This is a genomic window from Pseudomonas sp. SDO5522_S412, assembly GCF_054071215.1.
Map to the genome: position 1 here is coordinate 26,488 of NZ_JBSVWQ010000019.1, position 16,983 is coordinate 43,470.

15 protein-coding genes are annotated in these 16,983 nt (G+C 62.3%); 12 read left to right on the top strand and 3 right to left on the bottom strand.

Annotated features, from left to right (window positions below; translation table 11 throughout):
- The first annotated feature begins 342 nt into the window (after positions 1-342).
- The 8 genes from ACW9I6_RS07135 (at position 343) to ACW9I6_RS07170 (ending at position 9,221) form a co-directional block, all read left to right on the top strand.
- Positions 343-1,245: an AraC family transcriptional regulator gene (locus ACW9I6_RS07135; RefSeq protein ID WP_003218429.1), complete on the top strand. Its 903-nt coding sequence runs from the start codon at positions 343-345 to the stop codon at positions 1,243-1,245.
- A 133-nt stretch (positions 1,246-1,378) separates the two neighbouring features.
- Positions 1,379-3,607, top strand: coding sequence for a TonB-dependent siderophore receptor (locus ACW9I6_RS07140; RefSeq protein ID WP_003218431.1), 2,229 nt, complete (start codon positions 1,379-1,381; stop codon positions 3,605-3,607).
- Between the two features lie 5 nt (positions 3,608-3,612).
- On the top strand, positions 3,613-4,464 hold the full coding sequence (locus tag ACW9I6_RS07145) for a PepSY-associated TM helix domain-containing protein (protein WP_003218433.1): 852 nt from the start codon (positions 3,613-3,615) through the stop codon (positions 4,462-4,464).
- Positions 4,461-5,576 carry an ABC transporter substrate-binding protein gene (locus ACW9I6_RS07150; RefSeq protein WP_003218435.1) on the top strand — a complete coding sequence of 372 codons (1,116 nt, stop codon included), beginning with the start codon at positions 4,461-4,463 and terminating at the stop codon, positions 5,574-5,576. Before ACW9I6_RS07145 ends, ACW9I6_RS07150 begins: the two co-directional genes overlap by 4 nt.
- The gene (locus tag ACW9I6_RS07155; protein ID WP_023658859.1) at positions 5,573-6,640 is read left to right on the top strand and encodes a FecCD family ABC transporter permease; all 1,068 of its coding nucleotides are present in this window, start codon (positions 5,573-5,575) and stop codon (positions 6,638-6,640) included. Before ACW9I6_RS07150 ends, ACW9I6_RS07155 begins: the two co-directional genes overlap by 4 nt.
- A gap of 26 nt (positions 6,641-6,666) precedes the next feature.
- Positions 6,667-7,446 (top strand): ABC transporter ATP-binding protein, encoded by a 780-nt coding sequence (locus ACW9I6_RS07160; RefSeq protein WP_003218440.1) that lies wholly within the window; start codon positions 6,667-6,669, stop codon positions 7,444-7,446.
- A gap of 3 nt (positions 7,447-7,449) precedes the next feature.
- Positions 7,450-8,670: an MFS transporter gene (locus tag ACW9I6_RS07165; RefSeq protein WP_003218442.1), complete on the top strand. Its 1,221-nt coding sequence runs from the start codon at positions 7,450-7,452 to the stop codon at positions 8,668-8,670.
- Between the two features lie 107 nt (positions 8,671-8,777).
- A complete protein-coding gene (locus tag ACW9I6_RS07170; RefSeq protein WP_008436193.1) occupies positions 8,778-9,221 on the top strand; it encodes a hypothetical protein in 444 nt (147 codons plus the stop codon).
- Positions 9,222-9,239: 18 nt separating this feature from the next.
- On the opposite strand, the gene pssA is transcribed toward ACW9I6_RS07170, so the two are convergent.
- Complete coding sequence (pssA, locus tag ACW9I6_RS07175) at positions 9,240-10,583, bottom strand: CDP-diacylglycerol--serine O-phosphatidyltransferase (protein ID WP_457339101.1); 1,344 nt, start codon at positions 10,581-10,583, stop codon at positions 9,240-9,242.
- 125 nt (positions 10,584-10,708) lie between these two features.
- Here pssA and ACW9I6_RS07180 point away from each other — a divergent pair, with 125 nt between their 5' ends.
- Both ACW9I6_RS07180 and ACW9I6_RS07185 read left to right on the top strand, forming a co-directional pair.
- Positions 10,709-11,260 (top strand): TetR/AcrR family transcriptional regulator, encoded by a 552-nt coding sequence (locus ACW9I6_RS07180; RefSeq protein WP_134326690.1) that lies wholly within the window; start codon positions 10,709-10,711, stop codon positions 11,258-11,260.
- Between the two features lie 32 nt (positions 11,261-11,292).
- Complete coding sequence (locus tag ACW9I6_RS07185; RefSeq protein WP_087692671.1) at positions 11,293-11,772, top strand: nuclear transport factor 2 family protein; 480 nt, start codon at positions 11,293-11,295, stop codon at positions 11,770-11,772.
- Between the two features lie 140 nt (positions 11,773-11,912).
- Here ACW9I6_RS07185 and ACW9I6_RS07190 read toward each other — a convergent pair whose 3' ends face one another.
- Both ACW9I6_RS07190 and ACW9I6_RS07195 read right to left on the bottom strand, forming a co-directional pair.
- Positions 11,913-13,073 (bottom strand): PQQ-dependent sugar dehydrogenase, encoded by a 1,161-nt coding sequence (locus ACW9I6_RS07190; RefSeq protein WP_003218452.1) that lies wholly within the window; start codon positions 13,071-13,073, stop codon positions 11,913-11,915.
- A 30-nt stretch (positions 13,074-13,103) separates the two neighbouring features.
- Complete coding sequence (locus tag ACW9I6_RS07195) at positions 13,104-13,424, bottom strand: hypothetical protein (protein ID WP_003218454.1); 321 nt, start codon at positions 13,422-13,424, stop codon at positions 13,104-13,106.
- A gap of 196 nt (positions 13,425-13,620) precedes the next feature.
- Here ACW9I6_RS07195 and ku point away from each other — a divergent pair, with 196 nt between their 5' ends.
- Together ku and ligD are read left to right on the top strand one after the other, a co-directional pair.
- On the top strand, positions 13,621-14,469 hold the full coding sequence (gene ku / locus ACW9I6_RS07200; RefSeq protein ID WP_003218456.1) for a non-homologous end joining protein Ku: 849 nt from the start codon (positions 13,621-13,623) through the stop codon (positions 14,467-14,469).
- 11 nt (positions 14,470-14,480) lie between these two features.
- Complete coding sequence (gene ligD / locus ACW9I6_RS07205; protein WP_457339102.1) at positions 14,481-16,979, top strand: DNA ligase D; 2,499 nt, start codon at positions 14,481-14,483, stop codon at positions 16,977-16,979.
- Positions 16,980-16,983: the final 4 nt, after the last annotated feature.

Here is a 16,983-nt window from a genome sequence, read left to right on the forward strand (position 1 = left end):
GAGTTTTTTTCGGCAATAAGGGGCCGATGCCGTGAACAAAAGGCCTGCGGGGCAAGGGTGAAAAGGGCTAGGGAGAATGGGTCATTGAGCGGTTCATCCATGAGTCGCCAAGGGCTGCGGAAATGAGAGTGATTATTAATAGGCAAAAGCCGCAGCACGGCAACCGGCAGGACATTCGTTTGCGCGGCTTTTTCTTTTGATTGCGCTACAGCGTGAGTTTCTGCGGCCTGCAGCGATGAGGCGTGGTCCGGGCTTTCGGCTAAAGGATAATCATTCTTAATTACAGGTAAGAAATTTCCTGCTAGCGTATGCCCCTCTTTTCCGGTTCACAGGGAGTCCGCCATGCTCAGCCCACACGCTGCGCCGCTACCGACCCAAAGGGATTTCACCCTCAATTTTCCCAACACTTTGAACACGGGTGCCGCCACCGTCGTGCCGGAAATCACCCTGTCCGCCGGGACTGTGTTGATGGACAGCCAGATGTGGATGCAAGAGCCGCTGTGGCAAGGTTTGAAGATCATCCTGGTGCTCAGCGGCCAGCTCAATTGCCGGGTCGAAGGCCAGCAGGAAGTGGAGATTCGCGGGCCGACCCTGTGCGCCGTGGCCAACCAGGGTGAACATTGTGGCGATCACCTGTTCGCCAGTGGTGTGCCGGTGCGCTACACCACCGTGCAGCTGGATTTCCCGTCGATCCGCAGCGTCGGCCTTGAGCCTGAGCGCCTGCTGGATAAACGCGGCGGCGGGCCGATGATGTTCTGCCAGCCCGCGAGCAAACCGTTGCTCGCCCTTGCCCAACAGATTTTCACCTGCCCGTTGCAGGGCCCTGCCCGCTCCTTCTATCTGGGCGGCAAGGCCCTGGAGCTGACAGCGCTGGGGGTGGAGGGAATTCTCGCGCAAACCGAGTCGCGCCCGGTGCAGGACGCCCATTGCAACTCAGCGGACATCGAACGCATTCATGCCGCCCGCGACCTGTTGCTCGGTTCGTTGCAGGCTTCGCCGTCATTGGCCGAGCTGTCTCGCGCAGTCGGCCTCAACCCGCGCAAATTGACCGCGGGCTTTCGTCAGGTATTCGGCACCAGTGTCTATGTGTACTTGCAGGAACAGCGCCTGGCCGAAGCCTATCGCCTGCTCGCCAGCGGTGAGACCAATGTGTCCAGCGCCGCGTACCGCGTGGGTTACAGCCCGGCGCATTTCTCCACGGCGTTTCGCAAGCGTTTCGGGGTTTCGCCCAAGGCGTTGCGCTGACGGGTTGTGAAAGTTCCGCCCTGCCCCGCAAACGAAAGAAATGATCGCTCGACCCAAAGCAATAGCCCTGCGTCACAACGCCTGGATGAGATACGTTTGCATTCGCATTGAACACCTCATCATGGAGTGAAGCATGGGCACCCGCGTTCTGTACCGAGACACCCCAGGTTTGCCAATCGATACCGCAGTCCCGCACTTGAAAACCAGTCGCAAGCCCTTGGCAACCCTGATCCATGGCGTTGCCCTGGGCCTGTCGCTGACCCAGATGAACCTTGTGCAGGCCGCCGAGGCGGACACCGATCACGCCCTAGTGCTCGACAGCAGCGTGGTCACCGGGACCCAAGCCGACAGCCCCACCGGACAACAGGCCGGCTACGTGGCCAAGCGTAGCCTCAGCGGGACCAAGACCGACACCGCGCTCAATGAAATCCCCCAGTCGATCTCCGTAGTGACCCGCGACCAGATGGACGCGCAGCAAGTGCAATCGGTGAGCGAAGCGTTGCGCTACACGGCCGGCGTGCAGGCCAACACTACCGCCGCCAGCCAGCGCTTCGACAACCTCTCGATTCGCGGCTTCGACGTGACCAGCACCGGCATGTTGCGCGACGGCTTACGTGGCACCACCACCCAGGCCTGGCCAAAAGCCGAAGCCTATGGCCTGGAACGCATCGACGTGCTCAAGGGCCCGGCCTCGGTGTTGTTCGGCCAGAACGCACCGGGCGGTGTGGTCAACCAGATCAGCAAGCGGCCACTGGACCAGTCGTTCCATGAAGTGCAGCTCCAGGGCGGCAGTTTCGACCGCGCCCAGGGCCAGTTCGACTTCAGCGGGCCACTGGATGACCAGAGGCAATTCCTCTATCGGCTGGTGGGCCTGGAGCGCAGCAGCGGCACCCAGTTCGATCACATCAAGGACGACAAAACCTTCATCGCGCCGTCGTTTACCTGGCGGCCGAACGACGACACCAGCCTGACCGTACTGGCCGATTACTCGGAGGATGAATTCGGCGCGCCCCGGGTGTTCCTGCCGACGGTGGGCACGCTCAAGCCGAACCCGAATGGCAAGGTCAAACACAACGTCTTTCTCGACGAACCCGGCCTGGACAACGGCCGCACGCAATACTCGCTGGGCTACCTGTTGGAGCACCGGATCAACGATGTGTGGAGCCTGAATTCCAGCGCACGTTATGGCCACGTCAACCTGCTGACCAACACCGCCAGCGGCATGTCCCTGGCGCCGGACCTGCGCACCTTGAACCGGTCGGCCTACCGCTTCCGCATCGTCGGCGACGTGTACTCCCTGGACAACAATGCCCAGGCCCGCTGGAACCTTGGCGAGGTGCAGATGGTGTCGCTGCTGGGGGTCGATTACCGGCGCACCCGTGAAGACTATTACCTCAACGGCGGCGCGGCATCGTCGATCGACATCTACAACCCGGTGCACGGGGGTGTGTTCGCGCCGAACACCCCGTTCGCCAGCACCTTGCAGCGCGCCGACCAGACCGGGCTCTACGCCCAGCAGCAGATGACGTTCAACGACCGTTGGGTACTGACCGTCGGCGGTCGCCAGGATCATTCGAGTGCGCGCACCGACAACCGCCTGACCGACACCGGGCAGAAGCAGGACGACAACAAGTTCACCTACCGTGCAGGCCTCGTTTACCTGGCCGACAACGGCCTGTCGCCGTACATCAGCTACGCCACCTCGTTCGACCCGGTGCTCGGCACTGATTTCTACGGCACCAGCTTCAAACCGAGCACCGCCAAGCAGTCGGAAGTCGGCATCAAGTACCAGCCGCCCGGGATCGACAGCTACATCACCCTGTCGCTGTTCGACCTGACCCAGCAGAACGTCAAGACCACCGACCCGAGCAACCCGCTGAACAGCGTGCAGACCGGTGAGGTCAACGTGCGCGGCGTGGAGCTGGAAGGCAAGGCCAGCCTCGCCAAGGGCCTGGACCTGCTGGCAACCCTGACCTACAACGACGCCGAAGTCAGCAAGAGCAACAACCCGCTGGAAAAAGGCAACCGCCCCACCGACACCCCGGAAAAAATGGCGTCGTTGTGGGCTGACTACACCCTGCCCTTTGGCCCGCTCACCGGGCTCGGATTTGGCGTCGGCGTACGCTATATCGGTTCCACCGAGGCCGATGCTGCCAACACTGTGAGCGTGCCCTCCTACACCTTGCTCGACGCGGCGGTGCACTACGATTTCGACAAGCTGATCCCGGCGGCCAAGGGCCTGCGCCTGGCGGTGAATGCCACCAACCTGACCGACAAGCACTATTACGAAGGCTGCTCCCTCTCCAGCTGCAGTGCCGGGTATGACCGCAGTGTCATCGCCAGCCTGCGCTATCGCTGGTAACTGCCATGCGTGGGTGGTGGCTTCGTGTGCATCGATGGCTGGCGCTGAGCGTCGGCCTGCTGCTGGCGCTGATTGGCTTGAGCGGTGCGCTGCTGGAACTCAAGGGGCCGATCCTGCGCTGGGAGGTCGGCAGCCAGGCCTTGGACCTGGCTCCGGTTGAACACGGCGCACTGCTGGATGACGCGCAGTGGATCAGCGCGGCACTGGGTGCCTACCCGCAATTTCAGAAAGTCTTTGGCGCCGCAAAACCGCGCCAGGGTTTCCTGGAATCGGACAACGCGATCGTCTTCGGAGCCCTGGAGGATCGGCCCGGCATCGGCATTGCGATGATCGATCCCTACAGTGCCGAGCCACGGGCATTTTTTGTGTTCGATGACCTGTGGCTGGCGAAGCTGGTGGCGCTGCACCGGGCACTGCTGTTGCCGCCGCCCATTGGCGCCGTCGCCCTGTTTGCCTGTGGCCTGGTGCTGCTGGGCTCGGTGGGCAGCGGCCTGTACCTGTGGTGGCCGGGGCGGCGCAGCTGGTGGAAAGCCGCCAGCTTGCGCCCGGGCAGCCAGGGCCTGCGCCGCCTGCGGGAATGGCACAACGTCGCAGCCGCCTGGCTGTGCCTGCCGTTGGCGGTGATTGCCGGCAGCGGCGCCTGGCTGGCCCGGCCCGACTGGTTCTTCGCCAACCCCGCCGCGATCAAACCGCTGTTCTCCGCCGCCCACGGCCACCTGTTGCTCGGGTTGCCCGGCGCGGCCCTGGCCTTTCTTTGCGGCCTGGCATTGCCGCTGCTCTATCTCACCGGGCTGTTGTTGTGGTGGCGCAAACGCGTCCGCCACGTGCGCCCAACTGTTCAAGGAAATTGTTCATGAAACACCCTCTGTTGTTGCAACGCGGCCTGCTGCTCGGTCTTGGCCTGTTAATGAGCGGCCTGGCCTGCGCCCACACCGTCACCGACCTGGCGGGGCGCAAGGTCGACGTACCGGACAAGGTCTCGCATATCCTGCTGGGTGAAGGCCGGATGATCTACTCGCTGTCGCTCCTTGAAGGCAAGAACCCGTTTACCCGCATCGCCGGCTGGCAAGGGGATTTTCGCGGCCTGGACGTGCAGGGTTACGCCGCGTTCCAGAAGCACTTTCCCGAAGCCGACAACGTACCGTTGGTAGGCGGCACCTCCGCCGAAACCTTCAGTGTGGAAAAGGCCCTGGCGGTACACCCGGACCTGGCGATCATGGCCTTGAGCGGCGGCCATGGCCCGAGCCCCGACAGCGAGGCGGTCAAGCAGCTGGAAGCGGCCGGCGTGGCGGTGATTTTCGTCGACTTCAGCGACCATCCGCTGAGCAACACGGTGCCGAGCATGCGCCTGCTGGGCAAGGCTCTGGACCGTAATCAACAAGCCGAGGACTACATCGCGTTTTACCAGGCCTCGCTGGCCAAGGTCACCGATACCCTGGCCAAGGCCGGGACGGTAAAACGGCCGAAGATCTTCATCGACATGCTCGCCGGCCTGCAGGATTGCTGTGGTTCGCCGGGCACCGGCAACTTCGGGGAAATGATCAAGCTCGCGGGTGGCCGGAACATCGCCGACGGGCGCATTCCCGGCCCGATCGGCACATTGAACGTCGAATACATTCTGTCCAGCGATCCGGATGTGTACGTCGCCACCGGCGTATTCGGCCACGGCCAGGGCGGTGTGACCCTCGGCTATTCGGCCACGCCGCAGCAGGCCAACGACAGCCTCAAGCAAGTGTCCCAGCGCGCGCCGCTGAATGAACTGCGGGCGGTACGTGAAGGCAACGTGCATGGCCTCTGGCATATTTTCTATGACTCGCCGGAACACTTGATCGCAGTGCAGGCCCTGGCCAAGTGGCTGCATCCTGAGTTGTTCGCCGACCTGGATCCGGAACAGACCCGAGCCGAATTGTACCGGCGCTTTATGCCAATTCCGGCCAGCGGCGTATTCACCACGAGCCTTGTGCCGTGACGCAGGTGCAAGCCTGTGCGAGCGCCGATGGCGCAGGTGAGCGCTATCGCCACCGCCATGGACGACGGGTATTGCTGTTGTCGGCGCTGGCGTTGGCATTGGTGGTTTCCCTGGCGGTGGACATCACCACCGGGCCTTCCGGCATGAGCCTGACGCGCCTGTTGCAAGTGCTGTGGGACCCGGCTTCGATGCCGCGAGTGGAGGCGGTGATCGTATGGAATGTGCGCCTGCCTTACGCGTTGATGGCGGTACTGGTGGGCGCGGCACTGGCCCTGGCCGGCGCCGAAATGCAGACGGTGCTGGATAACCCGCTGGCCAGCCCGTTCACCCTCGGCGTTTCCGCCGCCGCCGCCTTCGGTGCAGCCCTGGCCATTGTGCTCGGGATGGGCATTCCTGGCGTGCCGGCGCAGTACCTGATTTCGGCCAACGCCTTTCTGTTCGCACTGGCATCGGTGGCATTGCTGTATCTGTTGGCACGCTGGCGTGGGTTTGGTGTGGAGAGCCTGGTGCTGTTCGGGATTGCCCTGGTGTTTGCGTTCAATGCGCTGGTGGCACTGCTGCAGTTTGTGGCGAGCCAGGACAGCCTTCAGCAACTGGTGTTCTGGACCCTGGGCAGCCTGGCCCGGGCGTCCTGGGAAAAGCTCGCGATCCTCGCTGCGGCGTTGCTGCTGTGCCTGCCGTTTTCCCTGCGTCAGAGTTGGGCGTTGACTGCCCTGACCCTGGGCGAGGAACGCGCCCGCAGTTTCGGGATTGATGTCGGCCGCCTGCGGGTGCTGTCGTTGCTGCGCATCAGCCTGCTGTCGGCGCTGGCGGTTTCGTTTGTCGGCACTATCGGTTTTATCGGGCTGATTGCTCCGCATATCGCGCGGCTGTTGGTGGGTGAAGATCACCGCTTGTTCCTGCCAGCGAGCGTGCTCAGCGGTGGCTTGATCCTGTCGATGGCGTCGATTGCCAGCAAGGCATTGATGCCCGGCGTGTTGATTCCGGTGGGGATTGTCACCGCACTGGTGGGAATTCCGTTTTTCATGGCGATTGTGATGCGTAACCGCCGAGGTGCTCTGTGACCGGATTAAGCACACAAGCATTGAGCATGCACTACGGCAGTCGCAGCGTGCTGCAGGACATTCATCTGCCGGCGTTGCTGCCCGGCACCATCACCGCGCTGATCGGCCCCAACGCTGCCGGCAAGTCGACCTTGTTGCGTGGCATCGCCGGACTGCACAAGGCGCACGGCCAGATCTGGCTGGAGGGTGTCGATCTCAATCGCCTGCCGCAAGTCGAGCGCGCGCAACAAGTGGTGTACCTGCCTCAGAGCCTGCCGGAGCGTACGCGCCTGTGCGCCTTCGAAGCGGTACTGAGTGCGGCCATGGCCGGCCATCGCGGCGCGGGTTTTGCGCCTGGGCGGCCGAGCCCGACGGTGCTCAAGGGCGTGGAAAAAATCCTCGCCGACCTCGACCTGACCGCCCTCGCCGACCGCCCGATCGATGCACTTTCCGGTGGCCAGCGCCAACTGGTGGGCCTGGCCCAGGCCCTGGTGCGCCAGCCTCGGGTGTTGCTGCTGGACGAACCCACCAGCGCCCTGGACCTGTATCACCAGTGCCAGGTGGTGGAAGCCATCACCCAGGCCACCCGCGAACGCAACCTGATCACCCTGGTGGTGGTGCACGACATCAACCTCGCCCTGGGCTTCAGTGATCAGGTGGTGGTGTTGCACAACGGTCAGTTGGCCGCTGCCGGGCCACCGCAAGTGGTGATCAATCAGGCGTTGCTGAAAAACGTCTATGGTGTGAGTGGCCGCCTGGAACAGGTGCATGGCCGCCCGCTGGTGATGGTGGATGCACGACTGCCCTTTTCTCCTGCCCTTGGATAACCGATGAACAGCTCCCAAGACGCTGCACTCGCGACTTTGCACACTGACCGCCCATTCAACCTGAGGCCGCTGCTGTTGGCCAACATGGCCTGCACCATGGCGATGATGGCATTTGTCTCGCTGATTGGCCCGATCGCTCGGGTGCTTGGCCTGGCCACCTGGCAGGCAGGTGCGGCGGTCACCGTGTCCGGGGTGATCTGGATGCTTCTGGCTCGTCCATGGGGCCAGGCCAGTGACCGACTGGGCCGGCGCCGTGTGCTGCTGCTGGGCACCGGTGGTTTCACCCTGGCCTACTGGGCGCTGTGCGTGTTTATCGATGCGTCCCTGCAACTGCTGCCATCGGCCATGTTGGCGTTTATCGGGCTGATTCTGGGTCGTGGCCTGATCGGCGTGTTCTACGCTGCGATACCGGTGGGCGGCTATGCGCTGGTGGCCGACAACATTGAGCCTGAGCACCGCGCCAAGGCCATGGCTTCCCTGGGCGCCGCCAACGCCTGCGGCCTGGTGCTGGGCCCGGCGATTGCTGCGCTGTTGGCGCGTCACAGCCTGAGCCTGCCGTTTTATGCGATGGCGGTGTTACCGCTGTTGGGATTCTTGTTGCTGCTGGCCAAATTGCCGCGCCAGGAGCTGCACCTCAAGCAGCCGCCCAAGCCGGTCAACCTCTCGGACCCACGCCTGCGTCGACCGTTGGTGGTGGCGTTTGTCGCGATGCTGTGTGTGTCGATCGCGCAGATAACCGTGGGTTTTTTCGCGTTGGATCGCTTGAAGATGAACCCGGCCGATGCGGCACAAACTGCCGGTATCGCCCTGACCATGGTCGGGCTGGCGTTGATCTGTTCGCAACTGGTAGTGCGCAAACTGGAGTGGCCGCCGCTGCGGATGATTCGCATCGGTGCGGTGGTGTCAGCCCTGGGATTTGCCGGCAGCATGTTCGCTGATACGGCCTGGATCCTGTGGCTGTGCTTTTTTGTGTCCGCGGCCGGCATGGGCTGGATCTTCCCGTCTTTCGCGGCGCTGGCGGCGAATGCGGTGGATGCGTCGGAGCAAGGCGCCACGGCAGGTTCGGTGGGTGCGGCCCAAGGCCTGGGCGTGGTGGTCGGGCCGTTGGCCGGGACCTTGATCTACGCGATCGAACCTCGCCTGCCCTACTTGGTGGCGGCGGCGCTGCTGCTATTGATCGCGTGCTGGCCGGCGGCACGGCAACCAGGTAACACCCCAGGTTGAGCTACCTGTTATTTCTGACAGTAGACGTCCATCCCTGAAAAGCCTCTGATAAAGCGCGTGGCCACAGCATTAGCTGAGGCCACCTACCTTTTCTGGAGACAAGCACCATGAGCGACGACCTGAATGACTTGACGACATTTACTGACAGAAATTGGAATGGCTGGCACCCGGACCGCCCAGACACCGCAAAGCTTGAGCCACGGACGCCTGGGAACGATCACGAGTTCTACCTCACCAATGCATCCGATGCGGTTCATGAGATGGGTATCTCCAAGTCCTACTCATTCATAAAGGGCACTGAATACACAGTGATCTTTGAATACCGGACCCTATCGGAAACGGACATCATCGTGTTGGCGGGAGGCTTGGAGCAAGCATACGGGCCACATCCACCGTCTCCCGGCTGGACGCGCCTGACTGTCCCTCTTCCGTACGTGAAAGAGGACGGAGGCACTCACCCAATCTCAATCAGACTCTGGTCAAGAAGTGCAGGCAGCGAACCCCATCGCTACGACTTGGACAACATTCTTGTCAGGTCGATTCCGGATTAACCTGCAAGGTCACGGGCCCTACAAAATCCGATACAGCAAACGCTCGATCCGCACCCGGCTGACCCGGCGCAAGAACTTGCCGACGGCCGCCGGGTACTCCACCAGGGTTTCCAGCTGCTGGTAGCGTTCAATACGCGAGGTGTGCTGGAAAATCTCGGCAAGCTCGGTGCGCCGTGGCCCTACCCACTCACCCTTGGGATCATCGATCAGCAAGGCGTTTTCCAGGTCGAGGCGAAACGCTCGTGGGTTGATGTTGTTGCCGGTCAGCAAGGTGTAGCGCCGGTCGACCCACATGCCCTTGAGGTGGTAGGTGTTGTCGCCGTCGCGCCACAGGTGCAGGTTCAGCTGGCCGCTGTCGATCATGCGCTGGTGGCGCTTGGCGAAGCGACGCAGGCTTATTTCGTAGAGATACGGTAGCGCGGCGATGACCTTGAACGGCTCGCTCGGCGGGATGTAGAAGTCGTTGGCAGTCTTGTCGCCAACGATGATGTCAATCTTCACCCCGCGGGCCAGGGCGCGGTTGATTTCCCGGGTCACCGGCAGCGGCAGGTTGAAGTACGGCGTACAGATAGTCAGCTGGTGCTGGGCGCTGGCAATCAGCTCGCAGATCACCCGGCTCAGGGGGTTGTTCTTGCACACGCCCAGCAACGGACTGACCGTCAGGCTGCCGTTGGGCAACTGCCCCGCCGTGGTGTCATACACCGCGTGTTTCAGGCGGCTGCGCAGGTCGCCGATGTCGTTGCGCAGGCTGCGGGTGGTCGGCGGGTTGGGCAGGTCCAGGCGATGCACCGCCTTGGCGGCCACCAGGCCGTGCTCCACCAGGTGCTGCATCGAGTCGGCCAGCGCCTTGTTGTGGATCAGGTGATAACGGTCATAGCGGTACTTGTCGAACTTGTGCAGGTACACGTTATTCAGGCTGGCGCCGCTGTACAGCACGCTGTCATCGATCACGAAGCCCTTGAGGTGCAGCACGCCGAACAGTTCGCGGGTTTGCACCGGCACCCCATACACCGGCACTTCGGTGCTGTGGGACTCGGTCATGGCCTGGTACCAGGCGCTGTTGCCCGGCTGCTTGCCGGCGCCGATCAAACCACGCTGGGCCCGCAGCGAGTCGACCACCACCACGATATCCAGCCCGGGCCGGGCGGCCTTGGCAGCATGCAGCGCGTCGTAGATCTCTTGTCCCGCCTCATCCTGCTGCAGGTATAACGCCACGATGTAGATGCGCTGGGTGGCCTGGGAAATTTTCTCCAGCAGGCAACGGCGGTACTCGGCGGCGCCGGACAGCACCTCGATCGCGTCGGGCGTGAGGGGAAAACCGCGCAGCTTGGGCAACAGAGAGCGTTTGAATAACGACGGCATAGGGCTCGCAATGGGTCGAATCCGAAGGACTCCAGAGCTTACACCATGGGCTGGCTCAGGTCTTCCCGCCCAGGGTTAAAAATAATTAATTGACCAAGGAGAACGATCGTTCTACTGTAATCTCCATGAACGATATCACTCGCGACATTATCCTCGACGTTACCGAAAAGTTGATCTACCGAAATGGCATCGCTGCCACCGGCATGGATCTTCTGGTGAAAACCGCCGGCGTCTCCAGAAAGAGCGTCTACCGCTACTTCGCCAACAAGGACGAACTGGTGATTGCCGCCCTGCAACGCCGCGACGAGCGCTGGATGCAGTGGCTGCGCAACGAAGTTGAACACCACTCCACCACGGGCGAGCGCCTGCTGGGTGTGTTCAGCGCGTTGAAAACCTGGTTCGGCTCCGATGACTTTCGCGGCTGCGCCTTCATCAACACCAGCGGCGAGACCGGCGACCCGCACAACCCGGTGCGCCAACTGGCCAAGGCCCATAAACAGAAACTGTTCGAGTACGCCCTCGAACTGTGTCAAGCACATGGCACCCCCGACCCGGAACGCCAGGCCGCGCACCTGCTGATCCTGATTGATGGCGCCATTACCGTTGCCCTGGTGATGGGCGACACCACCGCTGCCGATAATGCGCAATCCATGGCGCGAACCCTATTGCAACTTTGACCTGACTTTTAAACCTGTTAAGGAGCCGTCCCATGTCATCCAACGCAGAAATACGCCCGCCGTTGCCGCCATTCACCCGTGAATCGGCGATTGAAAAAGTTCGCCTGGCCGAAGACGGCTGGAACTCCCGGGACCCGCAACGGGTGTCCCTGGCCTATACCCTGGATACCCAATGGCGCAACCGTGCCGAGTTCGCCCACAACCGCGAAGAGGCCAAGGCCTTCCTGACCCGCAAATGGGCCAGAGAGCTGGATTATCGGTTGATCAAGGAGTTGTGGGCGTTTACCGGCAACCGCATTGCGGTGCGCTATGCCTATGAATGGCATGACGACTCCGGCAACTGGTTCCGCTCCTACGGCAACGAGAACTGGGAGTTTGACGAGAACGGCTTGATGGCGAACCGGTTTGCCTGCATCAACGACATGCCGATCAAGGAAAGCGAGCGCAAGTTCCACTGGCCGCTGGGGCGGCGTCCGGATGAGCATCCGGGGTTGTCGGAGCTTGGGTTGTAGGCTCGACGCTACACAACTGTGGGAGCGGGCTTTTTTGTGGGAGCTGGCTTGCCTGCGATGCAGACACCTCGGTGTATCAGGCACATCCAGTTGATGCCATCGCAGGCAAGCCAGCTCCTACACAACTCCGGTGGTGTCCGTCAGTCCTGGTTCAAACCCACCCGATACAACACGCCGTTATCTTCATCCGTGAGCACATACAGGTAACCATCCGGGCCCTGGCGCACATCGCGGATCCGCGCTTTCAGGCCACCCAGCAGTCGCTCTTCGTGGATGACCTTGTCACCGTCGAACTGCAAGCGAATCAACTCCTGGCTGACCAATGCCCCGATAAACACGTTGTGCTGCCAGGCCTTGAACCGGTCAGCGTCGTAGAACGCCATTCCGCTCACACCCGGGGATTTTTCCCAGACGTGGTGCGGTGCAACGGTGCCTTCGACTGTCTTGCCCTTGGCCTCAGGAATCGGCGTCAGGGAATAGTTGATGCCATGGGTTGCCAGGGGCCAGCCGTAGTTTTTCCCTCGTTCAATGATATTGATCTCATCCCCGCCACGCGGGCCATGTTCGTTTTCCCAGAGTGTGCCGCTCCACGGGTTGAGTGCCGCACCCTGGGGGTTACGCTGGCCGTAGGACCAGATTTCCGGCCTCACGCCTTCCTGGCCGACGAAGGGGTTGTCTTCAGGTATACGACCGTCCGGGAAGATCCGCACGACTTTGCCTTGCAGCTTGTCGAGGTCCTGGGCGGTGGGGCGGTCGTTGTTTTCCCCAAGGGTCACAAACAGGTAACCATCGCGGTCAAACACCAGCCGCGAGCCGAAGTGGTTGCCCGTGGACAGCTTGGGCTCCTGACGCAGGATCACCTTGAAGTCTTGCAGGCCGCTCAGGTCATCGCTCAAGCGCCCACGCCCGACTGCGGTGCCTGCGGTGCCATTAGTGCCGCCGCCCTCGGCGTAGGACAGGTACACCAGGCGGTCCTCCTTGAAGTCCGGTGACAGCACCACGTCCAGCAGGCCGCCCTGCCCTTTGGCAAACACCTTCGGCACGCCACTCAGGGGCGCGGACAGTTTGCCGTCCGGGCTGACAAACCGCAGGTTGCCGGGACGTTCGGTGACCAGGAAGCCTTGCTTGTCCGGCAGGAACGCCACCGCCCACGGGTGATCGAGGCCCTTGGCAATCGGGGTGACGGTGATACTCCCTTGCTCGCTGGGAAACTGTTGGGTGGCGGCCGCCGAGACAGGCAGCGCCAGGGGCAGCAAGGCAGCGGCGCAGAAGGTCGCTAGAAGGGTTTTGCGTAACAGCATACGGTGGGTTTCCTTGTCGTCTTTACACACTCAATCGCCGCGATTGCCATTGGCGTCACGGGTGGGAGTCTTGGGCTGGATAGCCGGCGGGGTCTGCGCGCCGTCACGGCGCTGGACGCTGTTGCCGATACCGCCGTTTTGCAGGGTCGGCGGCCGCTGTGCCGGCGGAATATAGGTGCCTCGCGCTGCCGGCGCGTTGGGCTGGGTGCCCTGCATGCTGTTGGGATTGGCCTGGTGGATGGGGCCGTTGTAGGGGTTGTTGCTGGTGCCGGGCAGGTTTTGCGCCTGTGCCAACGAACTCAAGGCCAGGCCCAACGCCAATACGGCAAGGTTGCGCAAACGGGTGTTCATGACAAAGCCTCTCTGGGCGCATGTAATACGTGCTTTCGATAACACGCTACGCCTTGGGTTCGGCTTTGGTAACTAAATAGTTTCTCATCAGGTGTAACACGATCTGTCTGAAACCCTGGTGCCAGCCGGCTGGCCAGGGAAACTTTTGCCGAATCCGCCCTGTCACCTGAAGACCACACACTTCAGGAATACCGACATGCCACGGGCTATCTGGAAAGGCGCAATCAGTTTTGGCTTGGTGCACATCCCCGTGTCACTGGTCTCGGCCACGTCCTCCCAGGGCGTCGACTTCGACTGGCTGGACAAACGCAGCATGGACCCGGTGGGTTACAAGCGCATCAACAAGACCACCGGCAAGGAAGTCACCAAGGAGAATATCGTCAAGGGCGTGGCCTACGAGAAAGGTCGCTACGTGATCCTCAGCGAAGACGAAATCCGCTCGGCCCACCCCAAGTCCACCCAGACCATCGAAATCATCGCGTTTGTGGCCAGCGACCAGATCCCGTTGCAGAACATCGACACGCCCTACTTCCTGGCCCCCGACAAGCGCGGCGGCAAGGTGTATGCCCTGCTGCGCGAAACCCTGAAGAAAACCCGCAAGGTCGCCCTGGCCAACGTGGTGCTGCACACCAAGCAGCACCTGGCGGCACTGATGCCGCTGGAGTCGGCGCTGGTGCTGGTGATGCTGCGCTGGCCTGCCGAAGTGCGTGGCCTGGACGAGTTGGAATTGGGCAGCGACGTGACCAAACCGACATTGGCCAAGGGCGAACTCGACATGGCCAAGCGTCTGGTGGAAGACATGAGTGCCGACTGGCAGCCGGACGAATACCGCGACAGCTTCCAGGAAAAGATCATGGCGCTGGTGGCGAAGAAGGCCAAGGCCGGCAAGATCGAAGACGTGGAATCCAGCGAAGGTGTCGACGAGCGCAAATCTGCGGACGTGATCGACCTGACGGAGTTGCTCAAGCGCAGCCTGGCCGGCAAGCCCGCGACCAAGGCTGCAGCCAAGAAACCTGCCGCGAAAAAGACCAGCAAGGCTTCATGAGGTAGACCGCCATGGCCAAGCCCCTGAGTGAATACAACGCCAAGCGCGACTTCGACGTGACCGCCGAACCCGCCGGCAGTGCGCCTCGCGCCAGGAACCGGGCGCATGCCCTGTCGTTCGTGATTCAAAAGCACGATGCGCGCAACCTGCATTATGACTTTCGCCTGGAGCTCGACGGCGTCCTCAAAAGCTGGGCGGTGCCCAAGGGCCCAAGCCTCGACCCGAGCCAGAAGCGCCTCGCGGTGCATGTGGAAGATCATCCATTGGGCTACGGCAGTTTCGAGGGCAGCATTCCGGCAGGCCAATACGGCGCTGGCGATGTGATCGTGTGGGATCGCGGTGTATGGCAGCCCCACGATGACCCGCACAAGGCCTACGCGGCCGGCAAGCTGAAGTTCAGCCTGATCGGCGAAAAACTGGCAGGCGACTGGACGCTGGTGCGCACCCGACTCAAGGGCAGCGGCGACAAGGAGCAGTGGTTGTTGATCAAGGAGAACGATCAGCAGGCACGCCCGGTGGCTGACTACGATGTGGTCCAGGCTGAACCGAAAAGCGTGCTGAGCGACGCAACGGTGGGGGCTGCGAAAAAGCCCGCAGCGCCGAAGAAAGCCAGGCGCAAGCCCTCAACCGGCCTGCCCGATCAACTCGCGCCACAGCTGGCGACACTGGTGGACCGTGCACCGGAAGGCGATTGGGTGTACGAGATCAAATTCGACGGCTATCGCATCCTCGCGCGGATTCGCGATGGCGAAGTTCGGCTGTTCACCCGCAATGGCCATGACTGGACCGATCGCCTGCCACGCCAGGCCAAGGCCCTGGAAGCCCTGAAGCTCAAGGACAGTTGGCTTGACGGTGAGGTGGTCAGCCTGAACGCCGACGGGCTGCCGGATTTCCAGGCGCTGCAAAACGCCTTTGATATCGGCCGCAGCCTGGACATTGTCTATTACCTGTTCGATGCGCCGTTCCTGGACGGCCGCGACCAGCGCGAAGCCGCTGTCGAAGAGCGCCGCACCGCACTGAAGGACGCGGTTAGCCGCAGCAAGAGCAAGCTGCTGCGCTTCTCCGAGTCCTTTGCTGCCAACCAGCGGGATATCTTCGAAAGTGCCTGCGACCTGGCGCTGGAGGGCGTGATCGGCAAACGTGCCGGCAGCCCCTACGTTTCCAGGCGCAGCCCGGACTGGATCAAGCTCAAGTGCCGGCTGCGCCAGGAATTCGTGATCGTAGGGTTCACCCGCCCGCAAGGTTCGCGCAGCGGGTTTGGCGCGCTGTTGCTGGCGGTCAATGATGACAGCGACCTGGTGTATGCCGGGCGCGTAGGTACCGGATTCGATCAGGCCGCGCTGAAAAAGATCAGTGCACAGTTGAAGGCGCTGGAACGCCAGACTTCACCGCTGGCCAAGCCCCTGACCAGTGCCCAGGCACGCGGCGTGCACTGGGTCGAGCCGCAGCTGGTGGGCGAAGTGCAATTTGCCGAATGGACCCGCGAAGGTGTGGTGCGCCAGGCGGCGTTTGTCGGGCTGCGCACCGACAAGCCGGCGGAGCAGATTGTGCATGAGCAGCCGCGGACGGCCAAATCGCTGAAGGAAAAACCCCGCAAAAAGACGGCGGGCACCGGCGCCGTGGCTGGGGTCAGGATTACCCATCCGGACCGAGTCATCGATGCCCAGAGCGCTACACAGAAACTGCAACTGGCACAGTTCTATGAGGGCATCAGCGAATGGCTCCTGCCCTTTCTGCGCAACCGGCCGGTGTCCTTGCTCAGGGCACCGGAAGGCATTGCCGGCGAACAGTTTTTCCAGAAGCACTCCGAGCGCCTGGCGATCCCGAATATCAAGCAACTGGACCAGGCCCTGGACCCGGGCCATGCGCGGCTGATGGAAATCGACAGCCCGGCCGCGCTCATCGGTGCCGTGCAGATGGGTACCGTCGAGTTGCATACCTGGGGCGCTACCGCTGACAAGATTGAAACCCCGGACCTGTTTGTGCTCGACCTCGACCCGGACCCGGCACTGCCGTGGAAAAGCATGCTTGAAGCGGCGCAACTGACCTTGTCGGTACTCGATGAACTGGGGCTTGAAGCGTTCGTCAAGACCAGCGGCGGCAAAGGCCTGCACCTGGTGGTGCCGCTGGCGCGCCGCGACGGCTGGGACTCGGTAAAAGCCTTCGCCAAGGCCATCGCCCAGTTCATGACGCTGCAGTTGCCTGAACGCTTTACCGCGACTTCGGGCCCGAAGAATCGCGTGGGCAAGATCTTCATCGACTACCTGCGCAACGCCCGGGGCGCCAGCACGGTAGCCGCCTACTCGGTGCGGGCGCGGCCCGGCCTGCCGGTATCGGTACCGGTGAGTCGTGATGAGTTGAAGAGTCTGCACAGCGCCCAACAATGGACGGTGGCTAACCTGCACGAGCGTTTGCAGGGTTTGAAGAAGGACCCGTGGGCGGGTTATGCCAATCGGCAGAAGATCAGCAAGAAGATGTGGGAGAAGCTGGGGGCGCATCCGCCAGGCTGATGCG